The 15,573-nt window shown below is 63.8% G+C and carries 15 protein-coding genes; 9 read left to right on the top strand and 6 right to left on the bottom strand.

Going from position 1 to position 15,573, the window contains the following annotated elements; translation table 11 throughout:
- Nucleotides 1-27: 27 nt before the first annotated feature.
- Genes GY725_00410 through GY725_00390 form a run of 5 tightly spaced genes read left to right on the top strand, consistent with a single transcriptional unit; the run spans nucleotide 28 to nucleotide 5,598 of the window.
- Entirely contained in the window at nucleotides 28-1,233 is a 1,206-nt protein-coding gene (locus tag GY725_00410) for an acyl-CoA/acyl-ACP dehydrogenase (protein MCP4002631.1), read from the top strand.
- Nucleotides 1,234-1,277: 44 nt separating this feature from the next.
- Entirely contained in the window at nucleotides 1,278-2,066 is a 789-nt protein-coding gene (locus tag GY725_00405; protein ID MCP4002630.1) for a hypothetical protein, read from the top strand.
- Between the two features lie 21 nt (nucleotides 2,067-2,087).
- Entirely contained in the window at nucleotides 2,088-3,320 is a 1,233-nt protein-coding gene (locus tag GY725_00400) for a thiolase family protein (protein ID MCP4002629.1), read from the top strand.
- An 8-nt stretch (nucleotides 3,321-3,328) separates the two neighbouring features.
- Complete coding sequence (locus GY725_00395; GenBank protein MCP4002628.1) at nucleotides 3,329-4,948, top strand: AMP-binding protein; 1,620 nt, start codon at nucleotides 3,329-3,331, stop codon at nucleotides 4,946-4,948.
- A gap of 14 nt (nucleotides 4,949-4,962) precedes the next feature.
- Nucleotides 4,963-5,598: a TetR/AcrR family transcriptional regulator gene (locus GY725_00390; GenBank protein ID MCP4002627.1), complete on the top strand. Its 636-nt coding sequence runs from the start codon at nucleotides 4,963-4,965 to the stop codon at nucleotides 5,596-5,598.
- A gap of 13 nt (nucleotides 5,599-5,611) precedes the next feature.
- Here GY725_00390 and GY725_00385 read toward each other — a convergent pair whose 3' ends face one another.
- From GY725_00385 to GY725_00370, 4 genes are all read right to left on the bottom strand, one after another.
- Entirely contained in the window at nucleotides 5,612-6,880 is a 1,269-nt protein-coding gene (locus tag GY725_00385) for an MBL fold metallo-hydrolase (protein MCP4002626.1), read from the bottom strand.
- A 56-nt stretch (nucleotides 6,881-6,936) separates the two neighbouring features.
- Nucleotides 6,937-7,797, bottom strand: coding sequence for an enoyl-CoA hydratase (locus GY725_00380; GenBank protein MCP4002625.1), 861 nt, complete (start codon nucleotides 7,795-7,797; stop codon nucleotides 6,937-6,939).
- A 130-nt stretch (nucleotides 7,798-7,927) separates the two neighbouring features.
- Nucleotides 7,928-8,935: a zinc-binding dehydrogenase gene (locus GY725_00375; protein MCP4002624.1), complete on the bottom strand. Its 1,008-nt coding sequence runs from the start codon at nucleotides 8,933-8,935 to the stop codon at nucleotides 7,928-7,930.
- 4 nt (nucleotides 8,936-8,939) lie between these two features.
- Nucleotides 8,940-10,142 (bottom strand): NnrS family protein, encoded by a 1,203-nt coding sequence (locus GY725_00370; GenBank protein MCP4002623.1) that lies wholly within the window; start codon nucleotides 10,140-10,142, stop codon nucleotides 8,940-8,942.
- Between the two features lie 127 nt (nucleotides 10,143-10,269).
- On the opposite strand from GY725_00370, the gene GY725_00365 reads away from it, so the two are divergent.
- The 3 genes from GY725_00365 to GY725_00355 are packed head-to-tail and all read left to right on the top strand — an operon-like array spanning nucleotide 10,270 to nucleotide 12,340.
- Nucleotides 10,270-11,304 (top strand): LLM class flavin-dependent oxidoreductase, encoded by a 1,035-nt coding sequence (locus GY725_00365; protein ID MCP4002622.1) that lies wholly within the window; start codon nucleotides 10,270-10,272, stop codon nucleotides 11,302-11,304.
- Between the two features lie 14 nt (nucleotides 11,305-11,318).
- Complete coding sequence (locus tag GY725_00360; protein MCP4002621.1) at nucleotides 11,319-11,774, top strand: DUF3237 domain-containing protein; 456 nt, start codon at nucleotides 11,319-11,321, stop codon at nucleotides 11,772-11,774.
- A gap of 38 nt (nucleotides 11,775-11,812) precedes the next feature.
- Nucleotides 11,813-12,340, top strand: a complete 528-nt coding sequence (locus GY725_00355; GenBank protein MCP4002620.1) for a DUF3592 domain-containing protein — start codon at nucleotides 11,813-11,815, stop codon at nucleotides 12,338-12,340.
- Between the two features lie 50 nt (nucleotides 12,341-12,390).
- On the opposite strand, the gene GY725_00350 is transcribed toward GY725_00355, so the two are convergent.
- Together GY725_00350 and GY725_00345 are read right to left on the bottom strand one after the other, a co-directional pair.
- Entirely contained in the window at nucleotides 12,391-13,584 is a 1,194-nt protein-coding gene (locus GY725_00350) for an acyl-CoA dehydrogenase (GenBank protein MCP4002619.1), read from the bottom strand.
- Nucleotides 13,585-13,678: 94 nt separating this feature from the next.
- Entirely contained in the window at nucleotides 13,679-15,097 is a 1,419-nt protein-coding gene (locus GY725_00345) for a hypothetical protein (GenBank protein MCP4002618.1), read from the bottom strand.
- 87 nt (nucleotides 15,098-15,184) lie between these two features.
- Between GY725_00345 and GY725_00340 the strand changes: the two genes are divergently transcribed.
- Nucleotides 15,185-15,436 (top strand): hypothetical protein, encoded by a 252-nt coding sequence (locus GY725_00340; protein MCP4002617.1) that lies wholly within the window; start codon nucleotides 15,185-15,187, stop codon nucleotides 15,434-15,436.
- The last annotated feature ends 137 nt before the right edge of the window (nucleotides 15,437-15,573 follow it).

The raw sequence follows: 15,573 nt of genomic DNA, 5'->3' as shown, positions 1-15,573 counted from the left end.
TTGCCGAGGGGCAGCCAGGAGGGCGCCATGTCCGTGACCGATATCGATGTAGGTCTCACCGACGAAGAACAAGAAGTTCGCGGGCTTGCGCACAAGTTCGCCGAAGAGGTCATGCGCCCAGCGGGTGCTGAACTGGACCGCTTGCACGATCCCGCCGAGGTCATCGCGAAGAACTCGGTCCTCTGGGAGGTCTTCGAGAAGTATCGGAAGCTCGGTCTGGACACTCTGGAGGCGGGCAGTCCCGATACCGACCCGGTCGTGGCGGCGCGGATCCGCTACCTGGTGAACGAGGAGATCGGCTGGGGAGACTCGGGGCTTTCGGTCGGTCTGGGAGTCGGCGGCTTCGTTTCGTTTTTCGCGCAGATGTCGGGTCAGCCCGATCTGATCGCGCGCTTCGCGTCGCCCGATCGTCCGGAGATCGGTTGTTGGGCCGTCACCGAGCCGGATCACGGCAGCGACTCACTCGCGTTTGGCGAGCCGAGTTTCAGCGATCCCAAGATCCGCGCGAATTGCACCGCCACCCTCGACGGAAACGAGTACGTGATTCGCGGCCAGAAAGCCGCGTGGGTTTCGAACGGAAGTATCGCCACGGTTGCGGCGCTCTTCTGCACCATCGATCCAAGCCAGGGCTTCCAGGCCGGCGGGGTCGCGCTGGTGCCACTGGATCTGAAGGGCGTGTCGCGCGGAAAGCCGCTCGACAAGCTCGGTCAGCGCGCACTCAATCAGGGCGAGATCTTTTTCGACGAGGTGCGGATTCCCGCCGAGTACATGGTGGTCGGCAAAGATAACTACAGCGCGATCGTCGAGATGGTGCTCGCCACCGCCAATGCAGCCATGGGCACGATCTTCGTCGGTGTGGCGCGGGCGGCCTACGAGAGCGCGCTCGAGTACGCGCGCGAACGCGTGCAGGGCGGCGTGCCGATCTTCGAGCACCAGAATGTGAAGTCGAAGCTGTTCAAGATGTTCACGCAGGTCGAAGCCGCACGCTCACTCGCGCGCCGTGTGATGCTGTACAACTCCACGAACCCGCCGCAGATCCAGTATTCGATCGCGTCCAAGACGTTCTGCACACAGACCGCCTTCGAGGTAGCGAGCCAGGCCGTTCAGATCTACGGAGGAAACGGACTGAGTCGCGAGTATCCGGTCGAAAAATTGCTGCGTGACGCCCGGGCCTCGATGATCGAGGACGGGTGCAATGACATCCTCGGCCTGTTGGGCGCCAACAAGCTCTAATCCGCAACAAGCCTGGCCCGAGGAAGGGCTAGAAGGAGAAGTTCATGGAACTCAGAGAAGTCATCGGTCGAAGGCGATCCATTCGCTTCCTGCTTCCCTACAAACCGGTCGAACCCGAGAAGATTCAGCGCATGCTGGAGGCGGCGCGCATCGCTTCGCACTGGGGAAACGTGCAGAGCTTGCGCGCGGTCGTGGTCTTCAAGGACAGCGCGTCCGAGGAAGTGCGCAACGCATTGCTGGCGCCGATCGCCGGTTTTCAGATCCGCCTCGCGCCGGTCGTCATCGTCTGGTACGTGGAAACTTCCGCGGTGGACGAGCAGTCCGATCGCCTGCGCGAACTCCTGAAGGCGGGTGCGCTCGGCTTCGGCGAAGGCAAGGAGAAGGCGCTCGAGGAGCAGATCATCCCGATCTTCGAGAGCATTCGCGAACAGTTCAAGGAGCCCGGCCTGAATGAGGTCGACTGTGGTCAGGGCATTGCCCAGGCCACCTTGATGGCGTTCGAGCAGGGACTCGGCACCTGCTGCCTGGGGACTCCCCACGGTGAGCAGATCCGCCAGAATCTGGGCCTGCCCGAGACCGCGCGTGTGCTGCTCCTGCAGACCGTGGGCTATCCGGCCGAGAGTCCGGATGCCGGAGGTCAGCGCCCGCGTCAGCCTTTCGAGCGGCTGTTTCACATGAACGGTTTCGGCAAGGCGTTTCCTCGCTCTCAAGAGGTCGTCGACGAGTTGAAGGCGGACGAGATGCTGCAGGCTCCGGCACCTACAGAATGGCGCGAAGAAGAACTCGAGTACTTGAAGAAGGCCCTGGACGTGAAGGGTCACGGCCTGATCTGAATCAGATCGGAGGAGAATGCGATGAAGCTCAATGCAATCGTGGCCGGCGTCGGAATGACGCCGTTTGGCAAGCACATGGAAACCGGTCTGAAGGCGTTGGGCGCCCAGGCCGTACAAGAGGCGGTTTCGGATTCGGGTCTTTCGCTCGAGTCGCTCGAGGCGGCGTGGGTCGGCAACGCAGCGGCGGGTCTGGTGACCGGCCAGGAGTGTATTCGCGGCCAGGTCATCTTGCGTTCGATCGGGCTGGGCAAGCTGCCGGTCGTGAACGTGGAGAACGCCTGCGCGAGTGCATCGACGGCCTTGAATCAGGCTGCGGCGATGGTGAGTGCGGGTCTGTACGACGTGGTGCTCGCGCTCGGCGTCGAGAAGCTCTACCACGCAGACAAGCGCAAGTCGTTCAGTGCCTTCTCGGGCGCGGTCGACGTCGAGGCGATGCAGGAGATCATGAAGCGCCTGCAGGACAACGCGAAGCAGAGCGGCGCGAAGAGCGGCTCGTCGGGAGCGGGTGAGAAGCGTTCGATGTTCATGGACATCTACGCGGCTGCGGCGCGTGGACATATGAAGCAGTACGGCACGACCGTCGAGCAGTTCGCCGGTGTCTCGGCCAAGAACTCCTTCCACGGCTCATTGAACGAGCGCGCGCAATTCCGCGAGGCGCTCAGCGTCGAAGACGTACTGGCCTCGCCGATGATCGCCGAACCGCTCACGCGACCCATGTGCTCGCCGATTGGCGATGGCGCCGCGGCGGTCGTGCTGGTGAGTGAGGCGAAGGCGCGCGAACTGGGCATCAAGCGGCCCGTGCGAATCGCCTCCAGCGTGTTGCGTTCCGGCTGGGATCACGACTACGGTCAGGACGGCGCCGGCGAGGTGTGCTCGCGCGAGGCCTACGAGGAAGCGGGCATCGGTCCCAATGAACTCAGTGTCGTCGAGCTCCACGATGCCTCCGCACCTGCAGAGGTCATGGCCTACGAGTACCTGGGCCTGTGTCCCAGTGGTGAAGGCGGAAAGCTGATCGACGAAGGGGTAACGCGACTGGGCGGGCGCTTGCCGGTGAACACCTCGGGTGGATTGCTGCGCAAGGGACATCCCGTCGGTGCAACCGGTATCGCGCAGATCGTCGAACTGACCGAGCAACTCCAGGGTCGCTCGGGCAAGCGCCAGGTCGAAGGCGCGAGCATCGGGCTGGCGCAAAACGGCGGCGGAAATATCGGCGCCGACGTTGCAGCAATGTGCGTGACGATCCTGAAGGCCTGAGGTGATAGATGCGCGAACGTAGCGAGATGATCCTTGCGGATCTGATTCAGATCCGCGCCGAGGAGAAGCCGGATCTCGACGTGCTCACCTTCGAGCACTTGAGCCTCGACAACGAAGCGACACCCGATGAGGTGCGCACATACGCAGACCTGGTGCGCAATGCCAATAGTCTTGCGGCGGATCTGATCGCGCGGGGTATGGCGCCCGGCGATCGCTTCGGGTTGATGATGCGCAATCATCCCGAGTTCGTGGAGACGATGATCGCCGCCTCGATCACCGGTTGTGTGTTCGTGCCGATCGATCCGCGCACCAAGGGCGAAAAGCTGGCCTTCATGCTGCGCAACGCCGGATGTCGCGGGATGGTGTGCGCGGACTACTCGCTCGCCGAGGTCACCAACGCGCGTAGCCAGAATCCCGATCTGGGCTGGATTCTGGCGCTCGAAACCAATGAAGAGGCTGGATCGCTCACGCTCGCCGATACCACCGGAGTCGAGTCGCTCGCGGAAGTGCTGGCCAAGCCCGCTGCGAGCGTCGATGTGCGTTTGAAGACGCCGATGGATCCCCTGCAGATCATCTATACCTCGGGCACCACGGGCGACCCCAAGGGCGTCGTCTTTCCCAACGCCCGCTTCGGTGCGTATGTAGGTCTGGGAATGATCGCCGGTTATCAGCCGGACGAGCGTCCTTATACGGGGCTTTCTCTCACGCACGGCAACGCGCAGGCCGTCACGCTCGGGCCTTCGCTGGCGATGGGGTTGCGAACCATCTTCAGTCGTCGCTTCACCAAGTCAAAACTCTGGGACGTGTGTCGACGCCACGGCGGTACCACATTCTCACTGCTCGGCGGCATGGCGACGGCCATCTACTCCGAGCCACGCAAGGCCGATGACGCCGACAATCCCGTGCGTCGCGTGGCCAGCGCGGGCATGCCTGCGGCGATCTGGGAATCGTTTGCGGAGCGCTTCGACGTGGAGGTTCTGGAGTGGTACGCCGCGGTCGAAGGTGGACTGGCGTTCAAGCCGGTGGGTGTCGGCCCAGTCGGTTCTTTCGGCAAGCCACCCCCCAATCTCGAGATGAAGGTCCTCGACGAGAGCGACCAGGAGTGCCCGGCATTCGCACAGGGCGAGATCTGTTCGCGCCCGGTCGATGGATCCAAGGCCACGGTCGAGTACCACGGGAATCGCGAAGCTTCCGAGAAGAAGACTCAGGGTGGCTGGTTGCGCAGCGGCGACGTCGGTCATACCGATGACGAAGGCTGGTTCTTCTTCGACTATCGCAAGGGCGGTGGCATCCGGCACAACGGCGATTTCGTGAATGTGAGTTTCGTGGAGAAGGCCATCGCCGAAGTTCCCTCGGTCAGTGACGTCTTCGTCTACGGTGTGCCTGCGGCATCGGGTGCGCCGGGCGAGAAGGACGTGGTGGCGGCGATCGTGGCGACCGATGCGGCGAGTTTCTCGCCCCAGGACGTGTTCGTGGCCTGTCGCGAGGCTCTGGAGTCGAACTTCGTTCCCTCGTACCTGCAGGTCGTGAGCGAGATCCCGAAGACGGCGTCCGAGAAGCCGCAGGAGCGATTCCTGTTGGAGAAGTTCGCGGTCGACGGTCCTTCGATCTTCACGGAAACTCGCTGACGGAAGCTGCGAAAATGTCTGACGATGGGGTGAATCGGGAACTCGGGGAAGGCGGGCGGCGCGAGCGGAATGCCGCGCGCAATCGCGCGGCCATATTGCAGGCTGCGCGCGAGGCGTTCTGCGAACTCGGCTTTGGCGCCACGACCGTGCGCGACATCATCCGCCGTACGGATCTGGCCAGCGGCACTTTCTACAACTACTTCCCCGACAAGGAAGCCATCCTTCACGAATTAGTCGAGGATTTTCAGGTCGAGTTGCGACGCCGGGTCCACGAGGCGCGCGAGGCCGCGAACACCCTGGAAGACCTGCTGCGCAACGCTTTCCGGGCCTGTTTCGAAATCTTCGTCGAGGAAGAGATGATCCTCGATCTGATCATGCGCAATTCGGGTGATATCGAGGACCTGACGTCGGTCAAGGCGCTCGACCCGGCTGCCGCCGATCTGGCCAATGACCTGCGTGCCAAGGCGCGGGAGGGTGTGGTGCCGGAGATGGACTTCGAGTTGATGGCGCTGGCCGCGGTGGGTGTCGCCGGTGAACTGGCTTTTCGCATGGTTCGCAAGAGCAGAGACGTCGAGACGGCGACCGAGTTCGCAACGAATCTCTTTCTGGGTGGCATCGAGCGCACAGACCGGTCTTTGCGACTGCAGTAGCGCCGTGGTGAGGCTAGAGCTTTGCCTCGGACTCGTGGGACGCCGAGCCGAAGATCCCCCGGGCCATGAGTGAGCTCTCCCGGTCGCGACGCAAAGCGTAGATCTCACTGCGTGCTCCGTGAGCGGTCTTGTGAGCGGGTTCGGCTTGCACGGCCATTTCGATCAGGTGGCAGGCGAGGCGGAAGTCCTGCGCTTCGGCCAGTTCTTTTGCGCGTGTGATCAGCACTTCGATCCCGCCGCTTAGTTTCGCCACTTCGGCGGCCAATGCGGAATCCGCAGCCGGTTTGAGATGCGCGGGGTTGCCGTCGTACCAGCCTCCGTACAAGCGCCAGATGTTGTGGATCACGAACTCTGGTTCATCGTAGAGCGCGCGCAGATAGGGCTTCGCGAGCATTTCGGCGGGTAGCTTCAGTGTGTGCAAGATGGTGTCGAGGCGCGCTCCCTCGTTCATCATCGCGAGGGTGTCGTTCACCAGGGTTTCGAGGGCGCCTGCGGTGTCGTCGAGCACTCTGCGGATGCGCTCGGCGCCCGCGATGGGAAAGCCGTGGGCGGGAACCAGGAGTTCCGCTCCCAGGCCGGACATCTCCCGCAGGGCGGCGGCCCACTCACGGGGATAACGCTGTACTTTCTGAGGGTTGCCTGCGTTTGGGAAGTTCCACATGAACAAATCCCCGGGCAGGATCAGCTTGCGATCGGGCAGCCAGGCCCAGGCGTGGTCGTCCGTCTCGCCCTTGGAGTGGCGCAGATCCATCTGCACGCTGCCGACCGTCAGTCCCAGGCGATCTCGAAAGACCAGATCCGGCGCCGGGGTCTCCAGCGGTAGAAAGGTCTCGGCTCCGCCGATGCCCATCTTCTTGGCTTCGCCAAACTGACGCTTGTTGATCGCGGTGTTGTAGCCGGCAGTCAGTCGATAGCGTTCGAAGCGCGCGGGCAGGTTTTCGTGACCCGCAAAGCGCGGCGTGCGATGCCCGAGGGCTGCAGAGTTGGCCACGAATGCACCGGCTCCCCCCACGTGATCGATGTGTCCGTGCGTGTAGAGGATGGTGTGGAACGGCGCATCGCTCCACGTGCGCAGACTCTCGACCACGGCGGGCCCCGTGGATTCTCCACTGGTGTCCGACAGAATCAGTCCGTCGTCGGTCGCAATTGCCGCGACGTTCGAGAACGATTCCACGACGGCCACACCAGCGGCGATTTCGCTGAGTTCGTTATTCACGCGCACCGGAAAGATCGGCGCGCCTTCGTCAATGATCTGGCTCGAAAGTGCAGTGAGATCGCTCATGAAGGGATTCCTCGAGTTCGGAGTATGGAGTGGGTTCGAAGTGGAAGTGTTTCGCTTCAGTCGACCGATGGGGCGTCTTTGGCGGAGAGTTTCCACTGCGCGGGGCGCTTCTCCAGAAAGGCCATCACACCTTCGGCAGCGTCGGGCATGCGACCCAGTCGGGCCAGACCTTTGGCCTCGCGCTCGGAGGCGAGGAAGGGGTCGTCGAAACCCATGTGTTCCCAGATCAGCCGTTTGGTCAGGGCCACGCTCGCGGGTGCGCAGTGCTCCGCGATGTAGCGCGCCATCTCTCGTGCGCGCGGCAATACTTCGTCGCGCGGCAGCGCCTCGTTGGCGACGCCGAGTTCGGCGGCCTCCCGGCCCAGAAAGATACGCCCGCTCAAGAGCAGGTCGGAGGCGCGTGCAATGCCTACCAGTCGCGGCAGGATCCAGGTGCTGGCCATTTCGGCCACGACGCCGCGCTGCACGAACGCGAAGGCGTACTTCGCGTCTTCGGCGACGATTCTCATGTCCCATTGCAAGGCCATGGTCAGGCCGACTCCGATCGCCGGACCCTGCATGGCTGCGATGATCGGCTTGTCGATCTTCCAGGGTTGGATGTAGCGCGCCCGGGCATTGCGCGGGAGGACCTCGTCTTCTTCGCCGTCGGCGCTGTCCTTTGGCTTCTCGTCTCCGCTCTTGAAGGTCTTTTTGCCTCCGCCGAGATCCGCACCCGCGCAAAAGGCCCGCCCCGCACCCGTCACGATAATTGCGCGCACCGACTCGTCTTCGCCGAGTTCGCGAAACAGCCGAACCAGCTCTGCACTCATCTGAGGGTTGAAGGTGTTCATGCGATCGGGACGGTTGAACGTGAGTTCGGCGATTCCGTCCGCGACCTCACAGATGACCACCGATTCCTCGTTCGTGTTGCCGTACATCACCAACCTCCCGGATCGATCGATCCGCTGCTATGAGTCAGGTTCATTATCACCGGCTTCCGTTACCCAGTCGTCTTCCTGGAGTTTGAGTTCGTGTCCGAGTGATCGGGAGTCCGGGTGATCGGAAGCTTCAGTTCGGTGTGATGACGATCTTGCCCACGACCTGGCGGTCGCTCAGTTCCTGGATCGACCTGGGCGTGTCTTCGAGCGGACGGACCGCGAAAATGGCGGGTTGGATCCGACCTTCAGCGACCATCTGGAGGATGGCCACCTGCTCGTCGGGCATCCAGCCGTTTGATCCGATCACGTGTTGCTCGAAAGTCCAGATGTAGCGGATGTCGGTGGGGGGCTCGAAACCGGCGGTGGCTCCGCAAGTGAGCATGCGCCCTTGTGAGGCCAGGCAGCGCAGGGCCTGCGCCCAGGTTTCTCCACCGATGTAATTGATGATGACGTCGACACCGCCCCCGCCCATCATCTTGGGTTTGCCGAACAGTTTGTGCGAAGCCGCGACGAAGTCCTCTTTGGACGTGTCGATGGTGTGGTTCGCTCCGAGTTCGCGCAGCTTTTCAAGCTTCCAGGCGGCGCTGCCGGTTACCGCCACCTCGGCCCCGGTGAGTTTTGCGATCTGCACACAGCAGGTGCCGACTCCTCCGGTCGCGCCCAGGATCAGGACCTTTTCGCCGGCCTTGATCTGGCCGCGTGTGAACATCATCCGGTAGGCCGTTCCATAGGCGATCGGCAGACTCGCGGCGTCGACCTCGGAAACGCCTTCCGGAATCCGGATCAGATTCCTGGCGGGGATGCGCACGTATTCGCAGGCGGCGCCGAGTCGCGTCTCTCCGGTCATGCCCTCACCGAACACGAATGGATGTGGGCAGACGCGATCGCCGATCTTCCACTCGCCTCCTTGGACTTCGGCTCCCAGCTCGACGACTTCACCCGCGATGTCGCCGCACGGAATCATGGGCAGGGGCGTTCTCAATCCGGTCGTTCCGGCCAGGATCATCGGATCGAAGCCGTTGAGCGAGGTCGCTTTTACGCGCAGAACCGCATCGGCGGGACCGGCGATCGGGTCCGGGAATTCTTCGATTCCGAGATTCGAGACCGAACCGTGTTCGTGGAATACAACGGCTTTCATTTGCTCAGCCTTCAACTCCGTCAATCCGAGGTTGCATCAGAATCGACCCGTACAGTGCGGCGAATAGCAGGAAGGCTGCCGACCAGAGCAGGGCGCCGACCAATAGGAGTGTGGGGCCGATACTCGGCGCGAGAGCCGCGCTGACTCGTACGAGGGCACCGACGTGAACCAGCACGTAGATGCCGATCCCGCCCGTCGGAAGCTGAAGCGGACGGCCCGTATGCCCCAGGCTCACGCGCGTGGTCATCGCGAGGATCATCGAACCGATCGCACCGGCGGTCAGTGCGTGCAGGCCCGCGGAAACGGCGATGGGCGCGCCGAGGTTGGATGCCGCAACCAGAAGGAGTCCGATGCTGACCCAGATCGGACCGGCGTGGAGCGACCAGACCAGGGGATCATTCCAGTTGCGCGCCGTCTGCCAACCCAGCATGCGCACCGCGACCGCGACGGCCGCCAGGCCCGCTGCGATTCCGCAGATGACGCCGTATACGAGGAATAGATCGAGCGCAGCTACCAGGACCACCGATGCGACGGCCAATTGGTTGAGCCGCGGATTCGAGCGGACGACGGCCTGGAGGCCCCGGCGGATCATCGCGTTGCGGGTAAACGCCGGAGTGATGCGTCCGCCGATCACGATGACCAGGACGACGACGACATCGACTGCAAGACGCAGGGCGCGAGGTGCCGACGCAGAAGTGAGGCCCAGGGCCTGTGCGTGGATCGCGGCATTGGCGAGGGCGAGCAGGACCACCAGGGCCACGACCCCGTAATTGTGGCTCTGGCCGCTACCCCAGAGGGTGCGCATCAATACGAAGGCGACCGCCGGAAGAAAGGCGAGGTCGACTGCGGCGACCAGCCAGGTCGGAAGACCGCCGGCCAGAAGCATCGCGACGCGGCCGAGCAGCCAGAATGCCACCACGGCCATGAGCGGCCGTCCGGTCGTGGCGCGGCGTCCGGTCCAGACCGGAGAGGCGGTCAGCAGAAAACCGGCGATCGCGGCGGCCGCGAAGCCGAAGACCATCTCGTGCCCGTGCCACCAGGGCGCCGTGAGCCAGCCCGGGTCGGGCAGGATCCCGCGTAGGATTGCGGCCCAGACCAGGACTGCGAAACCCGCGTAGACACCGGCTCCCAGAAAAAAGGGGCGGAAGGCTCGCTGCCAGAGTGGGTGTTCAGCTTTTGAATTGGGTGAGGCCAGGGGATCCTCCATCGGGACTGCAGGGTCGCCCGCCGCTCCCTGGATCGCAAATGCTTCCTGCGGAACTCGCGTCGCTCCTCGAACTGACGCGGGCCCGCGATCCAACTATGATCGGACGATCTGCGCGAACGGAGGTCCCATGTCCGAATCGAATGACTCCAAGCCCCGACACTGGGGCGTGTTGCAGCCGCTGCCGGCACCCTTCCTGGTCGAAATGGCCCGCGGGGCAGAGGCGCGGGGCCTGCAGGGCTGCTTCGCAGCCCAGGTCTACGGTCCGCCTTTTCTTCCGCTGGCCGCTGCAGCGGCCGTAACCGAGCGCCTGCAACTGGCCAGCGGAATCGCCATCGCGGCCGCCCGCAGCCCGTTCGAGACCGCCATGGCGGCGATCGATATGGATCGCATCTCGAGTGGGCGCTTCGTGCTGGGTCTGGGCGCGAGCGTGCTCGCCTGGTCGCGCGGCGTCTTCGGTGCGCCGGAACACAAGCCTCTTCGCCATCTGCGCGAGACGGTCACCGCCATTCGCCACATCGTGAGCGGTGCGCATCAAGGCCTGGAGCCGTTCGAGGGCGAGTACTATCGAGCGGACTTCAAGGAGCTTTCGCCCACGGAGCCGCCGGTCCGCGAGAGCATCCCCATCTGGATCGCCGCCTTGCGCGCGCCCATGGTGCGCCTGGCCGCCGAGATCGGCGACGGCCTGATCGGTCACCCCATGTGGTCGATCGAGTGGGCGGTGGAGAAAATGGCTCCGGAACTCGACGCGGTGCTGGCCAAGGCCGGTCGTCGTCGCGAGGACATCGAAGTCAACCTCTGGCCCTGGGCGGCTCCGAACCCCAATGAGGCCGAGGCCATTGAAGACTCGCGAGCGACCATGGCGTTTTACGGGGGCGTTGCCCAGTACGAATCGTTCTTTGAAGCCCACGGCTTTCTCGACGTAGCTCGCAAGCTCCAGGAAGGCGTGAAGCGGGGCGACTATCGCAGTGTGGCCCACCTGGTTCCCGACGAAATGGTGCGTACCTTCGTGGCGATCGGTGAGCCCGCGAAAGTGCGCGAGCGCATCGAGCGATTGCACGGCGTGGCCGACTCGTTATGCGTGGTGCCGCCGGCCTACGGGCTGTCGCCGCAGAAGGCACTCTACTACGCCGGGGCGATCGCCCAGACGTTTCCGAATTCCTGAACCCGGAGGAACCCATGAAGCTCGAGCCTCTGTTCAACTATCGTGCTGAACTGAAGCCAGCCGTCAGCACGGGCAACGGACCGTTGGGCACGCGCAGTATCTTCGATGTGACGGGTGGAACGGCGAACGGACCCCGCCTGCACGGAAAACTGCTGGCGAGCGGAGCCGACTGGCTGCTGATGGACGACAGGGGGACCGGACGTCTGGACGTGCGCGGCACGATCGAGACCGATGACGGTGCTCTCATCTATCTCCAGTACCACGGTGTGCTGGAAATGAACGAGAAGGTGGCCACGGCGCTCGCGAAGGGCGAAGCCACGGAGTTTGGCGATACCTACTTCATGACCCAGCCGCGCTTCGAGACGGGCGATTCCCGCTACGACTGGCTGAATCGCATCGTCGGCGTGGGGGAGGGCAGGATCATGCCGAACGCGGTCGAGTATCGCGTCTTCGAGGTGGTGAACGGCTGACCCCGGGGCTAGGTTTTCTCCTTGCCTGGGGGGGCTTTGTGAGTAACGAATCGGATCCGTCCGAAAGCCGGGAAGAGAAGTCGAGCAAACTCTCGCTGACTGCGGGTCTGCTGGTGATCGTGGCCGCGGCCTTCTTCATCGGCGGAGTCATCGTCATCTTCAGCGAGCGCACGGCGAGCGCCTGGCCCTCTGTCGAAGGGCAGGTGATCAGCTCCGAGCTCGCCAGTGAAGACATCGAGCGCAAGAACGCCGCGACCGGGCGCGAGACCCGCGTGACGCGCTGGCGGGTCGACGTGCGATACGGGTATGAGGTCGGCGGTCGCCGTCTCGAGGGCACGAACATCCGTCTGCTCGATGTTGCGACACCCGATCGGGTGCAGGCCGAGCGACAGTTCGCGCTCTACCCCGCGGGTGCAAAGGTGCGCGTCTACCACGAGCCGGAAGACCCGGCGAATGCCGTGCTCGAACCGACTTCGGGCGTGACCAACTGGGCGCCGCTGGGTTTCGCCGGGGTGCTGCTCATCGTGGCCGCCGGGATGCGCTTTTCGGCTCGCTTTCAGAGCTGAGTCAGGTCGTTCCCTGCTGTCCGAAAGCGACTACCGCTGCCCGAAGTCCATTACCGTTGCCCGAAATCCCAGCCGTCGCCGATCTTGTAGGATTTGAGTACGCGGCGTGCGGTCGAGACCACGTGAACTTCGTCGGGACCGTCGTAGATGCGCGCGAAGCGCGCCTCGCGATACATGCGCTCGAGCGGAGTGTCATCGGTCACGCCCTTTGCGCCGTGCACCTGGATCGCCCGATCGATCACGTTGTGGAGCATCTCTGCGCCCACGACCTTGATCATTCCGATCTCCACGCGCGCCTCGTCGCCCTGGTCGATCTTATGTGCGGCCGCGAGCGTCAGCATGCGACTGGCCTGGATCTCACACAGACTGTCGAAGACGAACTTCTGGATCTGCTGGTGCTCGCCCAGGGTCTTTCCGAAGGTGACGCGAGAGTTCGCACGCTCGCACATCAGGTCGAAGGCGCGTTGCGCCTGGCCCAGCCAGCGCATGCAGTGAAAGATGCGTCCCGGTCCGAGTCTGCGCTGTGCGATCTGGAATCCCGCTCCGCGCGGGCCGAGCAAGTTGGACTCGGGAACGCGCACATTGCGCAGGCTGATCTCGCAGTGTCCGCCGCGGCGTCCCATTACTCGCGGTTCGCGCACGACTTCGTAGCCGAGCGTGTCGGTGGGAACGACGATCATGCTGAAGGCATTGTGTGCGGGCGCGTCGGGTTCGGTGCGGCACATGACGGTGGTGTAGGCGGCCACGTCTGCTCCGGAGATGAACCACTTGCGCCCGTTGATCACCCACTGACCGTCTTCGAGTACCGCCGCGGTCTGTAGTTGGGTCGGATCGGAACTGCCCACATCGGGTTCAGTCATGCCGAAGCTCGGGAAGACCTCGGCGGCCACCAGTGGCTTCAGATAGCGCTCGCGCCATTCGTCCGAAGCGAACTCGTTGAGCATGATCGAGTCCTGTAGCGAGTGCGTGCCCAGGGCCACCATCGCGGGCCCGGAGCGGCCGATGATCTCGTTCACGTACACGTAGTCGAGAAAGGGAAGCCCCTGGCCACCGATCTCTTTGGGGTGCCCCAGCGCCCACAGGCCTTCTTCCTTCGCGGCTTGCATGAGTCCGCGCAGCACGCGTCGGCTTTCCTCGGTGTCGCGTTCCTCGAGCGCGGCCTCGACCGGGTAGATCCTGTCCACGATGAAGCGCTCGACGGCGGCGCGGATCGGCTTGACGTGTTCGGGAACCTGAAAACTCATGTATTCCTCCAGGGAGTGCGCTCTCGCGCGGCGAAGTCGCTCATAGTTTCACTGGATGCCAGTCCTACGGGATCCACCCACCAGGATACTCGATTCAGCCATCGCTCTGCGCTTCGCGCACGACCGCGTCCAGTACCGCGTCGATGTCGGCTTCGCGGGTTCGCAGATTCGTCATGCAGGCCCGCAGGCAGGTCCGTCCGGCAATCCGCGCCGGACCGATGAAGCCGGCGCCCGATGCCACGACGCGCTGCTGGATCCTCGTCTGCGCGGCGTCATCGAGGCCGGACGCGCGGAAGCAGACCGCGGTAAAGGTGATCGGTGCGGCCAGTTCCAGCGCGGGCTGCGCTTCGATGCGCCGCCCCATGTAGAGCGCGAGGTCCAGTATCTGATCGAGTGTTTCCCGATACCCGCTGCGCCCGAAGGTGCGCAGGCCCCACCACACCTTGAGCGCTTTGAAGCTGCGCGAGAGTTCCGGACCGTACTCGCTGAAATTGATCAGATCCGGATCTTCGGCTTTGGCGAGGTAGGAAGACGCGAAGGCAAAGCTGCGCAGCACGTGCTCGGGTTCGCGAAAGAGTACGCAGCCGACTTCGAGGGAGTTGAACAGAAGCTTGTGGGGATCGAGAGTCAGCGAGTCGGCCAGGCCTGCTTCGCGCAAGCGAGGAGCCAGGCGCTCGCTCAGTACGCCGAAAGCCCCGTAGGCCCCATCCACGTGAAGCCAGAGATCCTGATCTCGGCAAAGCGCCGCGAGTTCGGCCAGCGGGTCAATGGCGCCGGTGTTGATCGTGCCTGCGGCCCCGACGACGCAGAACGGATCGAGTCCGTCTGCGCGATCCTGTGCGATGGCTTCACCCAGCAGGTCCATGCGAATGCGAAACTCGTCGTCGCTGGGGATCGCTCTCAAATTCTCGACCCCGAGTCCGAGAATGGCCACGGCCTTCGCGATCGACGTGTGTGCTTCGCTGGACGTGTAGAGAACGAGCTTGCGCTGATTTCCCTGAAGCCCTTCGCTTCGGGCTGCATCGCCCAGTCGCCAGTCGCGCGCAGCGGTAAGGGCGGTCAGATTCGCCATGGAACCGCCGCTCGTGAGGTAGCCCGCTCCCGTTTCCGGCATAGCGAACAGGTCGCGGAACCAGGCGAGCACCTTCTGCTCGATCGCGTTTGCAATCGGCGAGAGCTCCCAGAGCGAACAGCCCTGGTTCAGCGCGCTCGCGAGCGCGTCGATGAACGGCGCCAGACCGTGGGGCGAAGACAGGACATAGGCGAGGTAGCGCGGATGCGCGATCTGCGTGGAGTTGGGCAGGATCTCGTCGCGAAATTCGCGGAAGAGCGCCTGCCAGGGCTGACCCTGTTCGGGCAATGGCTCGGCGGCGATGCGCCGGATGAGTACACGGTCGAGGTCGGGAAAGACGGGGCGTTCGCTCAGCGAGGCCTGATAGCTCGCCAGGGTTTCGCCCAACTGGCGAGCGGCCTCCACGATCTCGTCCTCGTCCAAGAGCAGATTGGAGCCCACGTCATTCCTCTCGCTGGGATTCCCGCCAGGAAAGCGCCGCCACCGCGACTTCCCCAGAGGTGATGATAGCCACCCACGGCCAGCCATGTGCGGCACACCTGCGCGACCATTGCTCTACCCGAGGGCATCAACACCAAGGTCGTGAGCGATTGCCGTGGTCACGCCAGCGCACGCATGATGCTCGCCGTGTGCGAGCACGTGCTACCGGGTATGCAGGAGACTGCGACCGAGAAGCTCGATCAGACGTTCTTGGGCGGGGCGGGAGGCATCTGCGCAGAAGTCGGCACCCTGTTGGCGCCTTTTGCGTCGCCCGGCGAAGCGGGGAGCTGGCATAAGTGAGGTTGCCCCGGTTTCGTAGACACGACAGATCGCACGAAAGTGCGGTAGGAGTGTCTGATGGAAAAGCGGAACCGACGATCGTTCTCGAAGGAGTACAAGGCAGAAGTCGTGGCGCTGGTGCGCAAGGGCGGCAAGAG

The sequence above is a fragment of the bacterium genome (assembly GCA_024226335.1).
Lineage (GTDB): Bacteria > Myxococcota_A > UBA9160 > SZUA-336 > SZUA-336 > JAAELY01.
This window is presented reverse-complemented; position numbering and strand designations above follow the sequence as displayed.

Excerpts from the sequence above, each read along its gene's own strand:
- GY725_00385 (MCP4002626.1), bottom strand. The coding sequence starts at position 6,880 with ATGAGCGATCTCACTGCACTTTCGAGCCAGATCATTGACGAAGGCGCG.
- GY725_00370 (MCP4002623.1), bottom strand. The coding sequence starts at position 10,142 with ATGGAGGATCCCCTGGCCTCACCCAATTCAAAAGCTGAACACCCACTC.
- GY725_00390 (MCP4002627.1), top strand. The coding sequence starts at position 4,963 with ATGTCTGACGATGGGGTGAATCGGGAACTCGGGGAAGGCGGGCGGCGC.
- GY725_00360 (MCP4002621.1), top strand. The coding sequence starts at position 11,319 with ATGAAGCTCGAGCCTCTGTTCAACTATCGTGCTGAACTGAAGCCAGCC.
- GY725_00375 (MCP4002624.1), bottom strand. The coding sequence starts at position 8,935 with ATGAAAGCCGTTGTATTCCACGAACACGGTTCGGTCTCGAATCTCGGA.
- GY725_00380 (MCP4002625.1), bottom strand. The coding sequence starts at position 7,797 with ATGTACGGCAACACGAACGAGGAATCGGTGGTCATCTGTGAGGTCGCG.
- GY725_00410 (MCP4002631.1), top strand. The coding sequence starts at position 28 with ATGTCCGTGACCGATATCGATGTAGGTCTCACCGACGAAGAACAAGAA.
- GY725_00365 (MCP4002622.1), top strand. The coding sequence starts at position 10,270 with ATGTCCGAATCGAATGACTCCAAGCCCCGACACTGGGGCGTGTTGCAG.
- GY725_00395 (MCP4002628.1), top strand. The coding sequence starts at position 3,329 with ATGCGCGAACGTAGCGAGATGATCCTTGCGGATCTGATTCAGATCCGC.
- GY725_00400 (MCP4002629.1), top strand. The coding sequence starts at position 2,088 with ATGAAGCTCAATGCAATCGTGGCCGGCGTCGGAATGACGCCGTTTGGC.
- GY725_00405 (MCP4002630.1), top strand. The coding sequence starts at position 1,278 with ATGGAACTCAGAGAAGTCATCGGTCGAAGGCGATCCATTCGCTTCCTG.
- GY725_00350 (MCP4002619.1), bottom strand. The coding sequence starts at position 13,584 with ATGAGTTTTCAGGTTCCCGAACACGTCAAGCCGATCCGCGCCGCCGTC.